This is a genomic window from Phenylobacterium sp., assembly GCF_036502675.1.
Classification (GTDB): domain Bacteria; phylum Pseudomonadota; class Alphaproteobacteria; order Caulobacterales; family Caulobacteraceae; genus Phenylobacterium.
Genome location: NZ_DASXYF010000073.1, coordinates 1 through 18442, shown reverse-complemented (window position 1 = coordinate 18442; position 18442 = coordinate 1). Strand labels below are relative to the sequence as shown.

At 70.9% G+C, this 18442-nt stretch carries 20 protein-coding genes and 1 tRNA gene; 8 read left to right on the top strand and 13 right to left on the bottom strand.

Annotated features, from left to right (window positions below):
• Positions 1–211: 211 nt before the first annotated feature.
• Positions 212–469: a hypothetical protein gene (locus VGL30_RS08650; protein ID WP_331538910.1), complete on the top strand. Its 258-nt coding sequence runs from the start codon at positions 212–214 to the stop codon at positions 467–469.
• A 4-nt stretch (positions 470–473) separates the two neighbouring features.
• Here VGL30_RS08650 and VGL30_RS08645 read toward each other — a convergent pair whose 3' ends face one another.
• The gene (locus VGL30_RS08645) at positions 474–1049 is read right to left on the bottom strand and encodes a cob(I)yrinic acid a,c-diamide adenosyltransferase (protein ID WP_331539035.1); all 576 of its coding nucleotides are present in this window, start codon (positions 1047–1049) and stop codon (positions 474–476) included.
• A complete protein-coding gene (locus tag VGL30_RS08640; RefSeq protein WP_331538908.1) occupies positions 1049–1249 on the bottom strand; it encodes a twin transmembrane helix small protein in 201 nt (66 codons plus the stop codon). Before VGL30_RS08640 ends, VGL30_RS08645 begins: the two co-directional genes overlap by 1 nt.
• Positions 1250–1703: 454 nt before the next feature.
• On the opposite strand from VGL30_RS08640, the gene VGL30_RS08635 reads away from it, so the two are divergent.
• On the top strand, positions 1704–2306 hold the full coding sequence (locus VGL30_RS08635; RefSeq protein ID WP_331538906.1) for a TetR/AcrR family transcriptional regulator: 603 nt from the start codon (positions 1704–1706) through the stop codon (positions 2304–2306).
• A gap of 116 nt (positions 2307–2422) precedes the next feature.
• On the top strand, positions 2423–3040 hold the full coding sequence (locus VGL30_RS08630; protein WP_331538904.1) for a TetR/AcrR family transcriptional regulator: 618 nt from the start codon (positions 2423–2425) through the stop codon (positions 3038–3040).
• Between the two features lie 16 nt (positions 3041–3056).
• Here the strand turns inward: VGL30_RS08630 and VGL30_RS08625 are convergent, their stop codons facing one another.
• The gene (locus VGL30_RS08625) at positions 3057–3851 is read right to left on the bottom strand and encodes an alpha/beta hydrolase (RefSeq protein ID WP_331538902.1); all 795 of its coding nucleotides are present in this window, start codon (positions 3849–3851) and stop codon (positions 3057–3059) included.
• Between the two features lie 47 nt (positions 3852–3898).
• The gene (locus VGL30_RS08620; protein ID WP_331538900.1) at positions 3899–4873 is read right to left on the bottom strand and encodes a M15 family metallopeptidase; all 975 of its coding nucleotides are present in this window, start codon (positions 4871–4873) and stop codon (positions 3899–3901) included.
• Between the two features lie 25 nt (positions 4874–4898).
• Here VGL30_RS08620 and VGL30_RS08615 point away from each other — a divergent pair, with 25 nt between their 5' ends.
• Complete coding sequence (locus VGL30_RS08615; protein WP_331538898.1) at positions 4899–6029, top strand: L,D-transpeptidase; 1131 nt, start codon at positions 4899–4901, stop codon at positions 6027–6029.
• A gap of 407 nt (positions 6030–6436) precedes the next feature.
• Here the strand turns inward: VGL30_RS08615 and VGL30_RS08610 are convergent, their stop codons facing one another.
• The 3 genes from VGL30_RS08610 to VGL30_RS08600 form a co-directional block, all read right to left on the bottom strand.
• Positions 6437–7549: an aromatic ring-hydroxylating dioxygenase subunit alpha gene (locus VGL30_RS08610; protein ID WP_331538896.1), complete on the bottom strand. Its 1113-nt coding sequence runs from the start codon at positions 7547–7549 to the stop codon at positions 6437–6439.
• A 42-nt stretch (positions 7550–7591) separates the two neighbouring features.
• The gene (locus tag VGL30_RS08605; protein ID WP_331538894.1) at positions 7592–9211 is read right to left on the bottom strand and encodes an alpha-amylase family glycosyl hydrolase; all 1620 of its coding nucleotides are present in this window, start codon (positions 9209–9211) and stop codon (positions 7592–7594) included.
• Between the two features lie 126 nt (positions 9212–9337).
• Positions 9338–9946: an ATP-dependent Clp protease proteolytic subunit gene (locus VGL30_RS08600; RefSeq protein ID WP_331538892.1), complete on the bottom strand. Its 609-nt coding sequence runs from the start codon at positions 9944–9946 to the stop codon at positions 9338–9340.
• 241 nt (positions 9947–10187) lie between these two features.
• Here VGL30_RS08600 and VGL30_RS08595 point away from each other — a divergent pair, with 241 nt between their 5' ends.
• Positions 10188–10946: an SDR family oxidoreductase gene (locus tag VGL30_RS08595; RefSeq protein ID WP_331538890.1), complete on the top strand. Its 759-nt coding sequence runs from the start codon at positions 10188–10190 to the stop codon at positions 10944–10946.
• A 13-nt stretch (positions 10947–10959) separates the two neighbouring features.
• Here VGL30_RS08595 and VGL30_RS08590 read toward each other — a convergent pair whose 3' ends face one another.
• Positions 10960–12126: an aminotransferase gene (locus VGL30_RS08590; RefSeq protein WP_331538888.1), complete on the bottom strand. Its 1167-nt coding sequence runs from the start codon at positions 12124–12126 to the stop codon at positions 10960–10962.
• A 50-nt stretch (positions 12127–12176) separates the two neighbouring features.
• Here VGL30_RS08590 and VGL30_RS08585 point away from each other — a divergent pair, with 50 nt between their 5' ends.
• Positions 12177–12641 carry a GNAT family N-acetyltransferase gene (locus VGL30_RS08585; RefSeq protein WP_331538886.1) on the top strand — a complete coding sequence of 155 codons (465 nt, stop codon included), beginning with the start codon at positions 12177–12179 and terminating at the stop codon, positions 12639–12641.
• A gap of 24 nt (positions 12642–12665) precedes the next feature.
• On the opposite strand, the gene VGL30_RS08580 is transcribed toward VGL30_RS08585, so the two are convergent.
• The 4 genes from VGL30_RS08580 to VGL30_RS08565 all read right to left on the bottom strand — a co-directional run bounded on the left by VGL30_RS08580 (position 12666) and on the right by VGL30_RS08565 (position 17482).
• On the bottom strand, positions 12666–13022 hold the full coding sequence (locus tag VGL30_RS08580) for a response regulator (RefSeq protein ID WP_331538884.1): 357 nt from the start codon (positions 13020–13022) through the stop codon (positions 12666–12668).
• A 2-nt stretch (positions 13023–13024) separates the two neighbouring features.
• Positions 13025–14338, bottom strand: a complete 1314-nt coding sequence (locus VGL30_RS08575) for a sensor histidine kinase (RefSeq protein ID WP_331538882.1) — start codon at positions 14336–14338, stop codon at positions 13025–13027.
• Positions 14339–14340: 2 nt separating this feature from the next.
• Complete coding sequence (typA, locus tag VGL30_RS08570) at positions 14341–16173, bottom strand: translational GTPase TypA (protein WP_331538880.1); 1833 nt, start codon at positions 16171–16173, stop codon at positions 14341–14343.
• A gap of 403 nt (positions 16174–16576) precedes the next feature.
• A complete protein-coding gene (locus VGL30_RS08565) occupies positions 16577–17482 on the bottom strand; it encodes an N-formylglutamate amidohydrolase (RefSeq protein ID WP_331538878.1) in 906 nt (301 codons plus the stop codon).
• Between the two features lie 109 nt (positions 17483–17591).
• On the opposite strand from VGL30_RS08565, the gene cpdR reads away from it, so the two are divergent.
• Positions 17592–17948: a cell cycle two-component system response regulator CpdR gene (gene cpdR, locus VGL30_RS08560; RefSeq protein WP_331538876.1), complete on the top strand. Its 357-nt coding sequence runs from the start codon at positions 17592–17594 to the stop codon at positions 17946–17948.
• Positions 17949–18087: 139 nt separating this feature from the next.
• Positions 18088–18162 (top strand) — tRNA-Val (locus tag VGL30_RS08555).
• A gap of 24 nt (positions 18163–18186) precedes the next feature.
• Here VGL30_RS08555 and VGL30_RS08550 read toward each other — a convergent pair.
• A partial coding sequence (locus VGL30_RS08550) for a DUF6491 family protein (RefSeq protein ID WP_331538873.1) occupies positions 18187–18442 on the bottom strand: 256 nt, incomplete at its 5' end.

Genomic DNA, 18442 nt, shown 5'->3' with positions numbered 1-18442 from the left:
GGTCGCTAGCGCCTCAAATCTGGAAAGGAAATTGGGTCGGGAGCGGGGCATAACGGTTCCGGCGAGCTTTGCAAGCGCACGCCGCGAGATGGATGTGCAGAGCGGCGGCCGCGTTGCTGGCGTTTCCGGGGCTGCGGCGGCGCGGTTCGGGTCGCGGGACACGGCGAAAGCCGTTTCCACTTTCGGCCGTCACGCACTAGAAGGCCGCTCCATGAGCAACTGGATCAACCGGCTGAAGCTGATCTTCCTGGCGCTGTTCGTGCTGCTGAGCACGGTCGCCGTCGTCTACCACTTCGGCTGGGTGCGTCCCGCGCAGAAGTGCGAGGTCGAGGAGCACAAGTGGTGGGATCCCGGCGGCCGGGTCTGCGCCACGCCGGTGCTGATTTCCGACATCACCGGCCGGACCATCGAGGACAAGGCCGCCGCGGCCGAGGCCCGCAAGGCGATCGGCCGGCCGGCCGGGCCCTGAGCGCTCAGCGCGTCGCCCCGGAGCGCCAGAAGACCTCGTCGGCGCCGCGGCCGTTGGCGTGGCGGGCGGCGACGAACAACAGGTCCGACAGGCGGTTGAGGTACTTCATCGCCGGCGGGCTCACCGCCTCGCCCGCCTCCGCCAGGGCCACCAGCGACCGTTCGGCCCGGCGGCAGACGGTGCGCGCCAGGTGCAGGGCCGCCGCCGCCGGGGTCCCGCCGGGCAGGATGAAGGACTGCAGCGGCGGCAGGCCTTCGTTCAGCCGGTCGATCTCCTGCTCCACCCGCGTCACCTGGCTGTCGAGGATGCGCAGGGCCGCGCCCGCCGCCTCGTCGGCCCGGGCCGGGGTGGCCAGGTCCGCGCCCAGGTCGAACAACTCGTTCTGGATCCGGCCCAGCAGGGCGTCGAACTCGGCGTCCGCGGCTGTGTGCAGCCGGGCCAGGCCCAGGCAGGCGTTGGTCTCGTCCACGTCGCCGTAGGCCGCGACCCTGAGCGAGGCCTTGCTGACCGGCTGGCCGCTGGCGAGCCGCGTGGCTCCTTCGTCGCCGGTGCGGGTATAGATGCGGTTGAGGGTGACCATCAGGCGCGCGCGCGCCACCAGGCGGCGGCCACCAGCACGGCCACCGCCACCGCCTGCATCACCACCCGCAGCCGCATCAGCTTGTTGGAATAGGAGCGCCCGAAATCGCCGCCGCGGAACAGGGCGTAGATGCCCGCCGCCAGCGCCAGCGCCACGGCGGCGAGGGAGGCGGGAATGAGGAAGCGGAAGAGGTGGTCCATGGCTGCAGTCTAAGGGTTTGTAGGTATCGGCGTCACGGCGGCATTTGCGGGTTAACGGCGATCATGTTCAATGAGCATCGGTGGCTGAGCCGGCGTGATTCCGATCGTCAATGCTCTGAGAACCGACAAACTTGCCGGGGGGTTGCGACGCTTGGTCGCACAGTCAAGGCGGTTTTCCTCGGATAACCCCGCTTGGCGCCCCTCTCAGACTCCCTGTTCAAATGAACGTGCTCAATGAATGCTTTCGCTTGGACGCGGCCGGGCGGCAAGGTTAGAAGGATTTCGCTCCGATGGCGCACGAACAGCCGACGGGCCGCCTGGCGGTTCACAAAGGAGCCCACGAGGAAATGCAGCGACGGGCCGTGCCGCGGCCCGCAGCGGCGGTGACAGGGCCCGTGGCGCCATGAAACATGTCTCCGAACTCCTGCGGACGGCGACACAGACCCAGGTCAGGATGCCGACGCGCCGAGCCATCGCCAAACAGCAGACCCGGAACCGCGTTCTCGCCGCAGCCCGCAAGCTGTTTAGCGAACATGGATACGAGGGCGCCACCATTCGCGACATCGCCGCGGCGGCCGAAATGTCCACCGGGGCGGTGTTCGCCAACTTCGCCGACAAGGCCGATCTGTTCCGTGAAATCGTGCACGCGGACATGGAGGCGATCAGCGAGGCGATGCGCCAAGCTGCGGCCGACGTCTCGGCGGTGGACGAGGCCCTCCTGCGGATGTTCGCCGCCGGCTACGGCTTCTATGAAAACCGGCTGCCGCTGGCCCGGGCGGCGATCGCCGTCTCGTGGGCGCCCGGGGAGGGCGCCGACCTGCGGGCGCGCCTGCCGCGAAGACAGATCGCCAGTCTGTTCGAGGTCCCGCTGGAGGCTGCGGCGACCCGCGGCGAGTTGTCCCAGGATCCGGAAACCACCCTGCGCAGCGACATGCTGGTTGAGGCCTATGTGGCGAACTTCCGCCACCTGATCTTCCTGGAATGGAGCCAGAAGCAGGTCCTGGACCGCGCCCGGGACCAGATCCGCGTCATCATGGCGGGCGCCCGTCCGGGTTGATCCCCGGTCGCGGCCAGTTGTCGCATACACTCTAGGTTGCCTCCCAAGCGCGTTTATTTCACGTAACAACGGAATGTCTACGCGCCTTATGGCCGCGTGTGCAGCCGGGGGTAGGCGTGAGTTTGCGACAGGAGCAAAAGGATGCGACGCGAAAGCGGGTGCTGGACGCCGCCCGTGAACTGTTCGATTCCGACGGATACGAGGAGACGACGGTGCGCGGCATCGCCCGCCGTGCGGAGGTGTCGGTGGGAAGCGTGTTCACCACCTTCTCCTGCAAGCGGGACATCCTCAACCACGTGATGCAGGACCGGCTGGAGGGGCTCTACGCGGAACTGGACCGGGTGGCGCCGAAGCTGCGCGGCTCGACCTCCGACCGGCTGCGGTCGATCTTCGCCATCCACTATGCGTTCGAGGCGCACCGCACCAACCTGTTCCTGGCCTTCATATCCTCGGCCTTTGACGGCGCGTTGCAGGATGCGGGTCGGCCGCGCAGGATCACGCCCAGGCTCTGGCGCATCCTGCGCGGCTGCCTGAGCGACGGCCGCGACCGCGGCGAGGTGGACGCCGAGGCCGACCTCGACCTGCTGGCCGACCTCCTGATATCGGCCTATGTGTGGACCTACCGGCTGGCGGCCTGCGAGAACGCCGACGCCGAGGCCATGAGCAAGGTGATGGACCGCAACATCGGGGTGATCGCCGCCGGCTTCGCCCCCCGCGCGAGACCCGAGACCTGACGCGTCCGGCCCCGAGCTACCGCATCTCCCAATCCAGGCTGCCGTCCAGGAAGTCGAAGACGGTCGCCTTGGTGGCGGCGTGGGGAATGGCCGAGAAGTGATCGAGGCCCGGCAGGGCGACGCCGCGGCCGTCGGGGAAGGCGGCCGCCAGTCCCGCCGGGTCGCCGGCGACCTCGTCGCGGGCCCCGGCCAGCACCAGCACCGGCATGGATAGACCCGCCAGCGTCTCGCGCCGGAAGGACGGCGTCTCGGTCTGGACGAAGGCGGCGAGCGCGCGGCGGTCCCCGCCCTGCTCGTCGGCGAAGTGGCGGAAGCTCTTCATCAGCTCCGGGCGGATGGCGTCCACGTCCTCGGCGAGCATGGCCTCGCCGACGGTCATCTCGCCGGGACCGGGCGACGGGTGGCGGGGCTCGAACAGGCGCCCGCCCACCCCGCCGAGGATCAGGCTCGACACGCGGTCCGGGGCGGCCGCGGCGGTGGCGATGGCCGTGCGCGAGCCCATGGAGTAGCCGAAGAGGTCGGCGCGCTCGATCTCCAGGTGGTCGAGGAGCGCCACGACGTCGGCGGCCAGGGCGTCGGGCGCATAGGCGGCGGGGTCGTAGAACTTCTGGCTCTCCCCGTGGCCGCGCTGGTCGAGGGCCGCGCAGCGGATGCGCCGGCGCTCGAAGGCCGCGAACCAGCCGGTGCGCCGCCAGCCCTCTCTCCGGTTGGAGGCGAAGCCGTGGATCAGCACGATCGTGCTTTCGGCGCCCGCCGGGCGGATGTCGTCATAGGCCAGGGCGACGCCCTGGGGCGTGATGAAGTCGGACATGGGCCGAGGGTAGGGGGCCGGGCGGCGGCCTTGCAAGGGCCGCGGCTCTAGGGAGCCTCGCCGGTCCACTCCCAGTGCCAGGGCTCGAAGGGGTAGTTGGAAAAGCCGAAGCGGCCGGCGTTGCGGACCAGCCAGCGGTAGACGGCGGTCTTCGACTGGAAGCGGCGGTTGGCCTCGGCGCTGGAATCGGGACCGAAGCCCGGCGCGGCGCCGACGAACAGGTCCAGCGCCAGGCCCGTGCGGTGGGGCGAGCAGGTCGCGCGGCCGACGCCGTCGCAATTGCGCTCGAGCCTGCAGCGCTCGGCATCGGCCTGCGGGCTGCGGTACGCGGAGAAGATGGTCAGGTTGCGCGGATCGGCGCGGACCAGCAGGTCCTGGCGGGCGGCCGCCGCCAGGCGGCGGTAGGCGGCGAGCACGGCCGGCCGCATGACCACCGGCTTGCCCAGGTAGCTTTCCGAGATCCGGGCCGGGGCCAGGGTGGTCTCCGCGGGCGGGGCCGGGCAGGCGCCGTGGGCGGCGCGGACGAAGGGGCGCTGGTCCTGCCAGCGGGCCTTCATGCGCTGGAAGGCGGCCTCGCTCATGCGGCCGCCGCCGGGCAGGCCCTGGGCGTCCTGCCAGGCGGAGAGCGCGGCGGCGAAGCCCGGGGTGTCCGGGGCGCAGGGGCTGCCGATCTCCTGGCCGATGAGAGGGGCGTAGGTCTCCCAGCCGGTCTCGGGCCGGCGGAAGGGCGCCCAGGCCAAGGTGTTCAGGCTGAGCGCGTTGGCGGCGCTGGCGGGGTCGCCGGCGGCGGGGCCGCAGACGGCGGGCCGCAGCGGCGGGGCTGGCGCGGGCGGAGCGGACGGCGGGGAGCGGTTGGGCGCGCGGGAGGGCGCAGGCCGCGCCGGCGGCGTCTCGGGCGCGGTGATGGGGGAGGGGGCGCGGGGCGCGCAGGAGGCGGCCGGCAGCGTCGCCGCCAGCGCCAGGGCCAGCGCAGCGCCCCGGAACCTGCACGTCGGTTGGGCCTTCAGCTTCACGAGCGGCATTCTGCGCAACGGCGAGGCGAGGTCCATGGGCATTTGGCGGGCGGCGATCCTGATGGCGGTCGCCGGCGTGGCGAGCGCCTGTTCGGAGCCGCCGCCGGGCGGCGAGGCGGAACGGCCGGCGGCCAAGGCCCCGGCGGTCGCGGACCAGGCCGTGCCGGTGGAGACGGCGATCAGCGACGCTGCGGCCAACGTCGCCATGCCGCCCCCGCCGGCCTCGGTGTCGCTGGTGGCCAAGGCCATCGACGCCAGCGGCCTGCCGCCGCCTAAGGCCGATCCCGCGGTGGCCAGGCAGGCGCTGATCCGCGCCCAGGTGCTGCTGGACCGGGCGCACTTCTCGCCCGGGGTCATTGACGGGCAGGCGGGGGAGAACCTGCGCCAGGCGGTGGCGGCCTATGAAGCGGCGCACGGCCTGCCCGCCGACGGGACGCTGGACGACCAGGCGTGGGCGGCGCTCACCGCCGCGGACCCGGCGCCGGCGATGCAGGACTACACGATCACCGCCGAGGACGTGGCCGGGCCTTTCACGCCTGCGATCCCGACGGATCCGACGGCGATGGCCAAGCTGCCCCGGCTGGGCTTCTCGGGCCCGGCGGAGCTGCTGGCCGAGAAGTTCCATATGGACGAGGCGCTGCTGACGGCGCTGAACCCGGGCGCCGACTTCGCCAAGCCGGGAACGGTGGTCGTCGTCGCCGCCACCGGCCAGCGGAAGCTGGCGGCCAAGGTGGCGCGCATCGAGGTCGACAAGGCCGGGCGCCAGGTCAGGGCCTACGGCGCCGACGACGCCCTGCTGGCGGTCTATCCGGCGACGGTGGGCTCGTCCGACCGTCCCGCGCCCACCGGCGAATGGGCGGTGCGGACCATCGCGCCCAACCCGACCTGGACCTTCGACCCCTCGCGGCTGACCTTCGGCGTCGCCAAGGCGGGCAAGCTTACCATCCAGCCGGGGCCGAACAACCCGGTGGGGGTGATGTGGATCGACCTGACCAAGGACACCTACGGCATCCACGGCACGCCCGACCCGCGCCGGGTGGGCAAGGCCGAGAGCCACGGCTGCGTGCGGCTGACCAACTGGGACGTGACCGAGCTCGGCCAGGCGGTGGTGAAAGGGGCGAAGGTGGTCTTCGTCGGCGCCGAGCGGCCGGCGGCGAAGACCTGATCCCCCCTCCTCCCCCGAAGAGGATGGGGGACGAGGACCGCCGGCCGAAGAGCCGGTGGTGGAGGGCGCGCGGGTTCTGCAGTGCGTCGGCTCGCACCCGCCGTCTCGCGCTCGGAGTTCATCCCCGGGTCCTGTTGTTCTCATCTTGTTCTTGTCGCACAGCCCCGCCTGAGCTAGGATTTCCAAGCGCCCTTCCCGTGCGACGGAGCCCCTGCAGGTGTTTACCGCTCAACGCCCCAGGGTGTTTACCGGTTCAGCGCTCGAAAAACCTTGAAGATCAACCAAAGCATTGATTTCACGATCATCTCATCGAAATCACAGGTGTTGTTCGCCACCCGGGAAAAGTATTTACCGACGTAAGCCCCGGCGCCCGGACGGCCCCGTGGCGGTTTCCGCGGCGAGGCAGGTCAGCTTCGCCATCTCAAGGTCGCCGGCTCCACCGGATTGACGAAGGCGCGGCCCTCCTGGCGGCTGGCGGTCCATTCGCGCTTGAGCTGCTGGTACCACTTGGCCTGGCGGTCGGCATCGTCGATCCACAGCAGCGCCGGATCGTACCGCAGCCCCTGGTTCTGCAGGTTCACCATGTCGCCGTCCTGGCGCAGGAAGGCGCGGGCGCCGGCGGCGATCACCGACTTGAAGAGGGCGAAGGCCGGGTGGTCGGACCAGACCACCTGGGTGATGCGGGTCTTGGTCTCGGTGACCGGGGTGAGGGCGGTGAGCAGCAGCACTTGGCGGCGGCCGACGGCCACGTGCTCCCAGCGCAGCGCCGGCAGGCGGAAGCTGATCTCGGTGAGCGGTTCGCCGCCCAGGATGGCGTAGGCGCGGCTGTTCTTCGAGGGCTCGTGGCGGACCATGGCGAAGCCGGCCTCGCGCGGCTCGAAGCGCTTGGCCTTGTCGTGGGCGCTGTCGGCGGCGCGCCACCACCACTGGCGATGCACATAGGGCCCGTGGGCGGGGTCCATCAGGCCCACCACCGCGTGGTCGACGTGGGCGGCGAAGTCCATGCGGTCGATCAGCTTCGGCTTGCCGCCGACCACGCCGGGAAAAATGGGCGGCGGGGCGTCGGGCAGGCTCTCGCCGCGGGGGTCGCCGCCCATCCAGACGAACACCAGGCCCTGGCTTTCGGCGACGGGATAGCGGCGCACGCGGATGCGGGCGGTGTCGAGGGCCTGGCCGGCGACCAGGGAGGGGATGACGGCGCAGACCCCGTCGGTGCCGAAGCGCCACCCGTGATAGGGGCAGACGACGCTCTCGCGCCCGTCGGGCTCGCGGGAGAAGCGTCCGGCGGACAGTGGCGCGGCCCGGTGCGGGCAGACGTCGCGCAGGGCTACGACCTCGCCCGCCGGGGTGCGGCTGAGCAGGACCGGCTCGCCCAGCAACTCGTGGCGGGCGAGCTTGCCGGGCTTCAGGTCGCTGGAGAGGGCGGCGAACCACCAGATGTCGCGCAGGAACCCCTCGCCGAACCTGGCGGGGCTCTGGGCGGACGCGGGGTCGGCGGAATCGCGGTCGCCTTCGGTCATGGGCTGCTTCTAGCGCCGCAGGGGGGTGGGACGGAAGCGGCGCTAATCGCGGGACGCAAGGCGCAGCAGGCAGGCGGCGTGCGGGCCGAGGGTCAGGACGCCGTCCGCGAGGCTTGCATCGCCGGTGCACAGCGGCAGGATCTCGCCGCCCGCGAGGCCGGGGTCGCCGAGGGCGGCCTGCGGGGCGCCGAGGTTGAAGGCGCACAGGATCGCCTCCTCGCCGTCGCGGCGCTCGAAGACCAGCAGCGGGTCGGGGGCGTCCCAGGGGATCAGGTCGCCGGCGGTCAGGGCGGGCGAAGTCTTGCGCAGCGCGAGCAGGGCGCGCGTGAAGGCCAGGGTGGAGGCCGGATCGGCCTGCTGCGCCGCCACCGAGAGGCCGGCGTGCTCGGGCGCGGCGGGGAGCCAGGGGGTCCCTGTGGAGAAGCCCAGGTTGGGCGCGTCGGGGCGCCAGGGCATCGGCGTGCGGCAGCCGTCGCGGCCGTGGACGGCGGGCCAGTAGAGGTCGCCGACAGGATCGCGCAGCTGGCCGCGGGAAAGCGCCGCGTCGCCGAGGCCCAGCTCTTCGCCCTGGTAGATCAGCACCGTGCCGCGCAGCGCCAGCAGCAGGGCCAGCATCAGGCGGGCTATGGCCGGCGGGGCGTCCGGGCCGCCGAAGCGCCCGGCGGTGCGCGGGACGTCGTGGTTGCCGAAGCTGATCGTGGGCCAGTGGCCGGGGAAACGGGCCAGGGTGGCGGCGTGGTCGCGGAACGGGGCGGGGGCGAGGTCGCGGACCTGCAGCAGCACGAAGGTGTAGCCGGAGTGCAGGCCCTGGTCGGGGGCGAGATAGGCGCCGCAGCGCTCCTCCTCCTCGGAGAACTCGCCGAACACGAAGCGCTCGCCGTGAGCCTCGACGCGGGCGCGGATGTCGGCGAGGACCTGGGCGTTCTCCGGCAGGTTGGCGTCGTGCAGGTGGCGTTGCATCTCGCTGGCGTGGGCCCAGTGGCGGGCGGCGCGCTCCGGCGCCGGCACGGCCGGGTTGTCGGCCAGCGTCGGGTCGTGGAGGTAGGTCCCGGCCACGTCCAGGCGGAAGCCGTCGACGCCGCGGGCCAGCCAGAGGTCGAGGACCGAGAGCGCCGCCTCGCGCGCCTGCGGGTTGCGCCAGTTCAGTTTCGGCTGCTGGCGCAGGAACTTGTGATGGTAATGCCGGCGTCTGACCGGCTGGTATGACCAGGCCGGACCGCCGAACACCGAGAGCCAGTTGTTGGGCGCGGTCCCGTCCGCCCCGGGGTCGGCCCACACGTACCAGTCGGCCTTGGGGCCGTCTGGTCCGCCGTCGCGGCTCTCGGCGAACCAGGGGTGCTCGTCGGAGGTGTGGGCGAGCACCTCGTCCAGGACGAGCTTCAGGCCGCGGGCGTGGCAGGCGGCCAGCAGGGCCTCGAAGTCCTCGAGCGTTCCGTAGTCGGCCTGGACGCCCTCGTAGTCGGCGACGTCATAGCCCCAGTCGCGGTTGGGCGAGGGGTGGATCGGCGACAGCCAGATGCCGTCCACCCCCAGGCCCTGGATGTAGTCCAGCTTGGCCATGACGCCCGCAAGGTCGCCATGCCCGTCCCCGTCCGCGTCGTAGAAGCTGCGGACGTAGACCTGGTAAAGGACCGCCCCCTTCCACCAGGGCCGGGGGGGCATGTCAGCGTGCCCTTCCTCCCCTGTCCTGCAGAGGACAGGGGTGGCGGGCCGACGCACTGCAGAACCCGCGCCCCCCCCACCGTCCTCTGCGGGACAGGGAGGAAAAGGTGAGGCCGGGGCTTGTCGTCATACGTTGTCGGTGTGGGCCACGATGCGCGAAACGATGCCGTACTCGATGGCCTGGTCGGCGCTCATCCAGAAGTTCCGCTGGGTGTCCTTGAGCACCCGCTCGTAAGTCTGGCCAGTCTCAGCGGCGATCATCCGGTTGACCCGCTCGCGCATCTTCACGATCTCGTCGGCCTCGATCTGGATGTCGGAGGCCTGGCCGCGCACGCCGCCCATCGGTTGGTGCAGCAGGAAACGGGTGTTGGGCAGGCAGAGACGGTTCTCCTTCGCCGCGCCCAGGAAGATGTGGGCGCCGGCGCTGGCCACCCAGCCGGTGCCGATCACCTTCACCGTCGGCCCGCAGAAGCGGATCATGTCGTGGATGGTGTCGCCGCTTTCCACGTGGCCGCCCGGCGAGTTGATCACCATGCGGATCGGCTTGTCGCTGTCGGCGGCCATGGCCAGCAGCTGGGCGGAGACCCGTTCGGCCAGGCGCATGTCAATCTCGCCGAACACCAGCACGGTGCGGCCCTTGAACAGGGCGTTCTGCACCGGGCCCGAGGTCATCGGCATGTCGGGCTTGCGGGACTGTTCGTCGTCTTCTTCGTCGTCCAGCCGGCCAGTCCACATGAGCTCGTCTCCTTCGAAGCGAATCGGCTGGAGCCGCGAAGGGGCCCGCCATGACAGGGCCGCGACCCTAGCTTGCTTCCCGTGGGGAAGCGAAGCCCGGGCGTGACTTTCGCATGCGCATATCTTCCCGCCCGGGCTGCGGGGCGGCTTGTGACATGCGCCGTCGACCGCCGCGGCTTGACCCGCGCCGGGCCGCGGGGCACACGCGCCGCCAAGGATTTCAATGTCGGAGGACGCGCGCATGGAACTGTTCGATCTCACGGGCAAGGTGGCCATCGTCACCGGTTCGTCGCGGGGCATCGGCCGGGCGATCGCCGAGCGGCTGGCCGAGCACGGCGCGAACGTGGTCATCTCCTCGCGCAAGGCCGCCGCCTGCGAGGCGGTCGCTGCGGCGATCAACGCGCGCCGGCCCGGGGCGGCCATCGCGGTGGCGGCCAACATCTCGGCCAAGGCGGAGCTGCAGCAGCTGGTGGACGAGACGCGGGCGGCGTTCGGGCGGGTCGACGTGCTGGTCTGCAACGCCGCGTCGAACCCCTACTACGGGCCGATGGCGGGGATCTCGGACGACCAGTTCCGCAAGATCCTGGACAACAACGTCATCGCCAACCACTGGCTGATCCAGATGGTCGCGCCGGAGATGCGGGCGCGGCGCGAGGGATCGATCGTCATCGTCTCGTCGATCGGGGGCCTGCGGGGCGACGCGATGATCGGCGCCTACTGCATCTCCAAGGCCGCCGACCTGCAGCTCGCCCGCAACCTGGCGCTGGAGCTCGGGCCGGACAACGTGCGGATCAACTGCCTCCTGCCGGGGCTGGTGCGCACCGACTTCGCCAAGGCGCTTTGGGAGAGCGAGGAAGGCGACCGGCGCGCCGCCGACACCCCGCTGCGCCGTCACGGGGAGCCGGACGACATCGCCGGCGCGGCGGTGTTCCTGGCCTCGCGGGCCGGGGCCTGGATGACCGGGCAGTCGCTGGTGGTCGACGGCGGGGTGACGTGCTGAGCTGATTTCCGCCCTACCCGCGTCGCGCCAGGTCCCGCGCCCGCGCCAGGCGCAGGACCCCCTCGTCCAGCACCGCGTCGCCCTTGCAGAAGCACAGGCGCAGGATGCCGGCGACCGGATCCTGCTCGTAGAAGGCGGAGACCGGAATGCCGGCGACGCCGGCCTCGTGGACGGCGCGCAGGGCGAAAGCGCGGTCGGGGAGGTCGATCCCGGAGGCCGGCAGGTCGATGTTGAGGAAATAGGTCCCCTGCGAGGGCAGGACCGCGAAGCCTTCGCGAGCGAGGCCGGCGGCCAGCCGGTCGCGGGACCGTTCCAGGGTCCGCGGCATCTCGGCGAACCAGCCCGGGCTGTTGTCGAGGCCCCAGGCCACGGCCGTCTGCAGGTTGGGCGGGGTGGTGAAGGTCAGGAACTGGTGGGCGCGGGCCAGCGCGTGGGTGAGCTCCGGCGCCGCGCACAGGAAGCCCACCTTCCAGCCGGTGAGGCCGAACATCTTGCCGGCCGAGCCGATCTTCACCGTGCGGCCGCGCATGCCGGGCTGGGCGATCAGCGGGTGGTGGCGGGCGGGCGGGAACACCACCTGCTCCCACACCTCGTCGCAGACGGCGACGGCGCCGTGGGCGACGCAGGCGCGGGCCAGCAGGGCCAGGTCCTCCTCCGGCAGGGCGACGCCGGCCGGGTTGACGGGGTTGTTGAGCACCGCCATCCGGGTCTTCGGACCGAACGCCGCCTGCAGCATGGCCTCGTCGAAGCGCCAGTGCGGCGGCTGCAGGCTGACGAGCTTCGGCGTCCCGCCCGCCCGGCGGATCAGCGGCAGGTAGGCGTCGTAGGCGGGCTGGAAGACCACCACTTCGTCGCCGGGCTCGATCAGGGCCAGGAAGGCGGCGGCGAGCGCCTCGGTGGCGCCGGAGGTGATCGTGACTTCGGTCCTCCAGTCGAGGTCCAGGCCCTGGGCGCCGGCGTAATGGCGGGCGACCGCCTCGCGCAACTCCGGCAGGCCGGCCATGGGCGGGTACTGGTTGTAGCCGTCGACCACGGCTTCCGCCGCCTTGACGCGGAGGCCGGCCGGCCCGGGATCGTCCGGAAATCCCTGGCCCAGGTTGATTGCGCCCAATTCCCGGGCAAGGCCGGACATCTCTTCGAAGACGGTGGTGGGAAGGTTTGCGAAGATCGGGTTAGGCATGGCGTCGTTGTGGCCGAGGGGACGCCCGTCTAGCAAGCCTGAGGGAACCGATGGAGATCGTCGCCTATCGCCCGGAGCACGCCGAGGCGTTCCGGACGCTGAACGAAACCTGGATCTCGAATTATTTCACCCTCGAGCCCGCGGACCGCGAGGTGCTGGGCGACCCACAGGGCCGGATCCTCGACAAGGGCGGCCGGATCTTCATGGCCCTGGAGGACGGCGCGGCGGTGGGCTGCGTGGCCATGCTGGCCCTGGCGGACGGGGGCTTCGAGATCGCCAAGATGACGGTGGCCGAGGGCTGGCGCGGCTCCGGCCTGGGCCGCGCGCTGATGGAGCGGTGCGTCGGGGAGGCGGAGGCCGCGGGCGCGCCGCGGCTCTACCTGGAGACCAACAGCGTGCTGGCCCCGGCGCTGAGCCTCTACCGCTCGATGGGATTCCGGCCGCTGGCGCGGACACGCGACCCGGCGCGGGATTACGAGCGGGTCAACGTGTGGATGGAGCGGCGGATGGAGTGAGGGAGAACCTCTCCTCCTCCACGACTACGCCCCCGCAGTCCCCAGCGCGGCGTCCAGGGTGCGGCGGGTGACCGGCTTGCCGAGGAAGCCCAGGGGGTTGATGCCGGCCATCTCGCGGCGGAAGTCCTCGGTGATGCTGCCGCTGATGAACAGGGAGCGCACGCCCAGCCGGTCGTAGAGCATGCGGGCCAGGCGGCCGCCGTCGGTGTTGCGGGCCAGCCGGATGTCGACCACCGCCAGATCCGGCGGGTCGCCGGAGGCCAGGGTGAAGGCGGTGCAGCCGTCGGCCGCCTCGGCGCATACCTCGTGGCCGAGATCCTCGAGGAGACCTGCGATGTCCAGCGCGATCAGGGCGTCGTCTTCCACCAGGATGATCCGCATGGTCAGGTCGCGCTCCTGGGAAATTCGACGGCGAACGCCGCGCCAACGTCGCTCGGCGCCACGGAAAGGCGGCCGCCCAGTTGCCGCGCCAAAGCTTCAATCACTCGCATACCCAGACTCGCGCTCGCACCCGGCTTGAAACCGTTGGGCAATCCGTCGCCTTCGTCCGACACCGTCAACCGGAATTGATCCCCGACAGTTCGGAACCCGACGTTGATTCTTGACGGGCGCCCTTCCGGACAGCCGTACTTCAGCGCGTTAGTCACCAATTCGTTCAGAATCAGGGCAAGTGGCCCAGCTTGCCGTATGTCGAGATGCGCGGGTTCCACATCGGTGGCGAGGGTGATGTCGTCTCGGCCGAGCGAATCGACCAGCTCCCGGGCCAGGGTCTCGGAATATTCGCCGGCGTCGAACAGGCCGAAGCGGCCCTCGGGCTTGTAGAGCTGCTGGTGCACTCGGCCCACGGCCATGATCCGCGCCAGGGTCTTGTTCAGCGCCTCGCGGGCGTCTCCGGCCGGGAGGGCGCGGGCCTGCAGGCGCACGACGCTGGCGATCTGCTGCAGCGAGTTCTTCACTCGGTGGTTGACCTCGTCGATCAGCAGGGTGCGCTCCTCCAGCAGCGCCCGCAGGCGCCCGGCGCGCGCGGCTTCGGCGTCGCGGTCGGCGCCGATGTCGCGGGTCACCTTCAGGACCAGAGCCGCCAGCAGCAGGCAGAAGACCACCAGCGAGGCGCCGCCCAGGACGCGCACGGTGGCGGCGCCGCCGGCGCGGCGGGCCTCGAGCCTGGCCTCGGCGGCGTCGAGGGCGGCGAGCTGGGCGCGGATCTGGCTCATGGCGGCGATGCCGCGTCCGGTGCGGATGACGGCTACCGCGCCCGGCAGGTCGCCGCTCCGCCGCAGGGCGAGGGTCCGGTCGATGATCCGCATGCGGGTGTCGATGGCGGAACGCAGACTGCGGATGCGGTCCTGCTGCTCGGGGTTGTCGCGGGTCAGGGCCTCCACGGCGACGACGTCGCCGGCGGCCAGGCCCCGGGCGGTTTCGATCTGCCTCAGGAAGACCGCGTCGCCGGTGAGCAGATAGCCGCGCTGGGCGGTCTCGGCGTCGGTGAGCGCCTGGAGGACGTCGCCGATGCCGCGGCGGACGTCGTGGGTGTGCAGCACCCAGCGGGTGGCGTTATCGTACCAGAGAAAGACCCCGCCCAGGACGCCGAAGGTCAGCAGCAGAGCTGCGAGCGTCGCCAGAAGCAGGCGTATGCCCCGCTCGTGGGCAACCTGGCGACCGGGGCCGTTATCCGCCTCGAGATCGCCGTGCGTCATCGTCAGGCTTCTTTGATCCGTTTCTTGCGGAAGCTGGGATTTAGCACCTGCTTGCGCAGGCGGATAGATTTCGGGGTCACCTCGACCAGCTCGTCCTCCTCGATGTAGGCGATGGCTTGTTCGAGGCTCATCTTGCGCGGCGGCGTGAGCCGGATGGCCTCGTCCTTGCCGGACGCGCGGACGTTGGTCAGCTGCTTGGCCTTCATCGGATTGACGTCGAGGTCGTCGCCGCGGGAGTTCTCGCCGATGATCATGCCCTGGTAGGCCTTCTCGCCGCCGCCGATGAACATCACGCCGCGCTCCTCCAGGTTCCAGAGGGCGTAGGAGGCGGTCTCGCCGTCGGAGTTGGAGACCAGCACGCCGTTGCGGCGGCCTTCGATGACGCCCTTGTAGGGCTCATAGTGGGAGAAGACCCGGTTGAGCACGCCGGAGCCGCGGGTGTCGGTGAGGAACTCGCCCTGGTAGCCGATCAGGGAGCGGGACGGGGCCTGCAGCACCAGGCGGGTCTTGCCGGCGCCGGAGGGGCCCATCTCCTTCAGCTCGGCCTTGCGCTGCGACAGCTTCTCGATGACCACGCCAGCGTAGTCGTCGTCGACGTCGATGACCACGTCCTCGATGGGCTCCAGCCGCTCGCCGGTGGCCGCGTCGGCCTGGAACACCACCCGCGGGCGGCTGATGGAGACTTCGAAGCCCTCGCGGCGCATGGTCTCGATCAGCACGCCCAGCTGCAGCTCGCCGCGGCCGGCGACCTCATAGGCGTCCTTGTCGGGGGTTTCGCTCACCTTGATGGCCACGTTGGACTCGGCCTCGCGCAGCAGGCGGTCGCGGATCACCCGGCTCTGCACCTTGTCGCCCTCCTTGCCGGCCAGCGGACTGTCGTTGACCGAGACGGTGATGGCGATGGTCGGCGGGTCGATGGGCTGGGCGGGCAGGGCCTCGGTCAGCGAAATGTCGCAGAGGGTGTCGGCGACAGTGGCCTTGGACAGGCCGGCGATGGCGACGATATCGCCCGCTTCGGCGACCTCGATCGGCTGGCGCTTCAGGCCGCGGAAGGCGAGGATCTTGGTGATCCGCCCGCGCTCCACTTCCTGGCCGGTGCGGTCGAGCGCACGGATGGCCAGCCCCGGCTTGGCGCGGCCGGCCTCGACGCGGCCGGTGAGGATGCGGCCGAGGAACGGGTCGTTCTCGATCAGGACGGACAGCAGCTGGAACGGCTCCTCCACCCGGGCCTCGGCGGAGGGCGGCGGCACGTGGCGGACGATCAGGTCGAAGAGCGGCGCCAGGTCCTTCTTCTCGTGGGCGAAGTCGACCACCGCCCAGCCCAGCTTGCCGCTGGCGTAGAGGTGCGGGAAGTCGAGTTGCTCGTCGGTGGCGCCGATGGCGGCGAAGAGGTCGAAGGCGTCGTTCAGCACCCGATCGGGGTCGGCATGCGGGCGATCGGCCTTGTTGAGCACCAGGATGGGCTTGAGGCCGAGCTTCAGCGCCTTGCCCAGCACGAACTTGGTCTGGGGCATGACGCCCTCCTCGGCGTCCACCAGGAGGAGGCAGCCGTCGACCATGCCCAGGATCCGTTCCACCTCGCCGCCGAAGTCGGCGTGGCCTGGGGTGTCGATGATGTTGATGCGCGTGTCGCCTGCCTCCCCGTGCCAGAGGACGGAGGTGGCCTTGGCCAGGATGGTGATCCCGCGCTCGCGCTCCTGGTCGTTGGAGTCCATGGCGCGTTCGGTGGTCGCCTCGTTGGCGCGGAACACGCCCGACTGGGCGAGGAGCTGATCCACCAGGGTGGTCTTGCCGTGGTCGACGTGGGCGATGATGGCGATGTTGCGGAGCGACATGGTGTCTTCGTCTGGGGAGGGGCGCGCGCTTGTAGGCGAGCCTGGGGCGCACGGCTAGCGCCGTAACGCCGCGTGGCCCCGAAATACAACCTCAGCCAGGCCCGGGGGATGCTGCGGCGCAGCGGCACGAACCCCGCCATGGTGCGGTGCAACAAGGCTCGATCTGGCGACATAGGATGCAAGGGGTTGAAAGGCAACAAAAAAATGCGCACCCCCTAGAAATTCTTCACGAAAGCGGGATTTTTTTGTTGTGTATTTGTGCGTCGCACCGTATACACGTGACTGTGAGGCGTCGCTGACGCTTCTGCCCTTCCTGGGCGTTTCCTCCCTAATGAACTGCCGCGCCTTCGGGCGCGGCTTTTTTTTGGGCCGCACGCCAGGGCTGTCCGTCGGAGGCAAGCGCCTAGGCCGCCAGCGCCGTCCAGTCGGCGGCGGCCAGCTTCTGCGTCACCTGGGCCAGGTTGGCCTGCAGCTCGGCGAATCCCGCGGTGGGGGCGAGCCGGGTCTCGTCGAGGTAGAGCGCCCGGTTGATCTCGATCTGCAGGGCGTGGACCCGCTTGGCCGGGCGGCCGTAGTGCTCGGTGGTGTAGCCGCCGGCATAGGGGGTGTTGCGCGACACCCGGTAGCCCAGGGCTTCCAGCGCCTGCTCGACCCGGCAGGCCAGCTCGGCCGAACAGGCCGCGCCGAAGCGGTCGCCCAGCACCATGTCGCAGCCCCGTTCGCGCCCCGTGGTCCGCGCCGCCGCCGCCGGCATGGAGTGCCAGTCGATGAGGATGGCGCAGCCGTGGGCCTCCTGCGCCTCGGCCAACAGCTCGCCCAGCGCCACGTGATAGGGCTGGTGGACGCTCTCGATCCGCCGGGCGGCCTCGGCGTAGGTGAGCTTGCGCGAATAGATCTCCTGGCCGCCGGAGACCACGCGGGCGATGGCGCCCAGCCCCGCCGCCACCCGGGCGGTGCGGCCGCGGGCGAATTCCGGCAGTTCGTCGGCGAACATGCCGGGATCCAGCTCGAACGGCTCGCGGTTGACGTCGATGTAGGCGCGGGCGAGGCGCGCGGTGATCAGGGCGGCCCCCAGCCGGGGCGCGGCGGACACCAACTCGTCGACGAAGGCGTCTTCCGAGCGGCGGATCGCCACGGCGTCGAGCGCGGCGGCGGCCATCATGTCGTCGGGATAATGCCGGCCCGAGTGTGGCGAGGCGTAAACCAGCGGCGTGGGCGGCGCCTGGTCCTCGCCTGCGGCGCGCAACACGTCGAACGCCGCCGGCCCGGGGGCGAAGTCATGGACGGCGACGGGCTCCCAGGCGTTCATCGCCGGCATTGAACGCCGACCCGAAGCGCCGGTCAAAGGTTCATCGCGGGTTTACATGTGGCGATCTATCGTCCGCCTAATTGACCGCCGCCCCGACGACAAGAGCGCCATGCACCGCATCCTCCTGGCCGAAGACGACGACTCCCTGCGCGGGTTCCTGGCGCGTGCGCTGGAGCGCGCCGGCTACGAAGTGAAGGCCTGCGCCGACGGGGACGAGGCCGCCGCGGCGCTGGACGACGACTGGGACCTGCTGCTCACCGACATCGTCATGCCGGGGCTGGACGGGATCGAGGTCGCCCGCCGGGCCGCCGCGCGCCACCCGGGCCTGCGGATCATGTTCATCACCGGCTTCGCCGCCGTGGCCCTGGCCGCCGGCGACGCGGCCCCCGTGGGCGCCAAGGTGCTCTCCAAGCCCATCCACCTGCGCGAGATCGTCAACGAGGTGGAACGGATGATGGCGGCCTAGAACCGGTTCAAAAGCCCGAAGCGTGACCGGCGTCCACTTCCGGCGGTCACGCTCCGAAGCGCCGCTTGCGCCCCGGACAGGGCGCCGGTATATCCCCGCCTTCCCGCCCCGAAGGTCCCGGCCCGAGGGGAACCGATCCGGACGCGTAGCTCAGCGGGAGAGCACCTCGTTGACATCGAGGGGGTCGCTGGTTCGATCCCAGCCGCGTCCACCATCCGCCTTCCAGATTTTCCAACCCCTACGGCTTCGCGTGCTTCGGCAGGGCGGCGGCCTCTTCCGGCGTGAGCTTGGTGAGCGTCTTCACCGGGCAGCGCTGAGGCCCGAGGCCGGTGGCGTGGCTGATGATCTCGGCGTCGAGGGCGTTGCAGATGCTGCCGCCGGCGCCGCGGCTGGAGCGCAGGGCGACCCGCTGGTTCCAGTCCACGTCGGGGCAGGGAATCAGCAGGTCCATGCGGTAGATGTCGCGCGAGCCCGTCCGGATATAGACCGTGTGG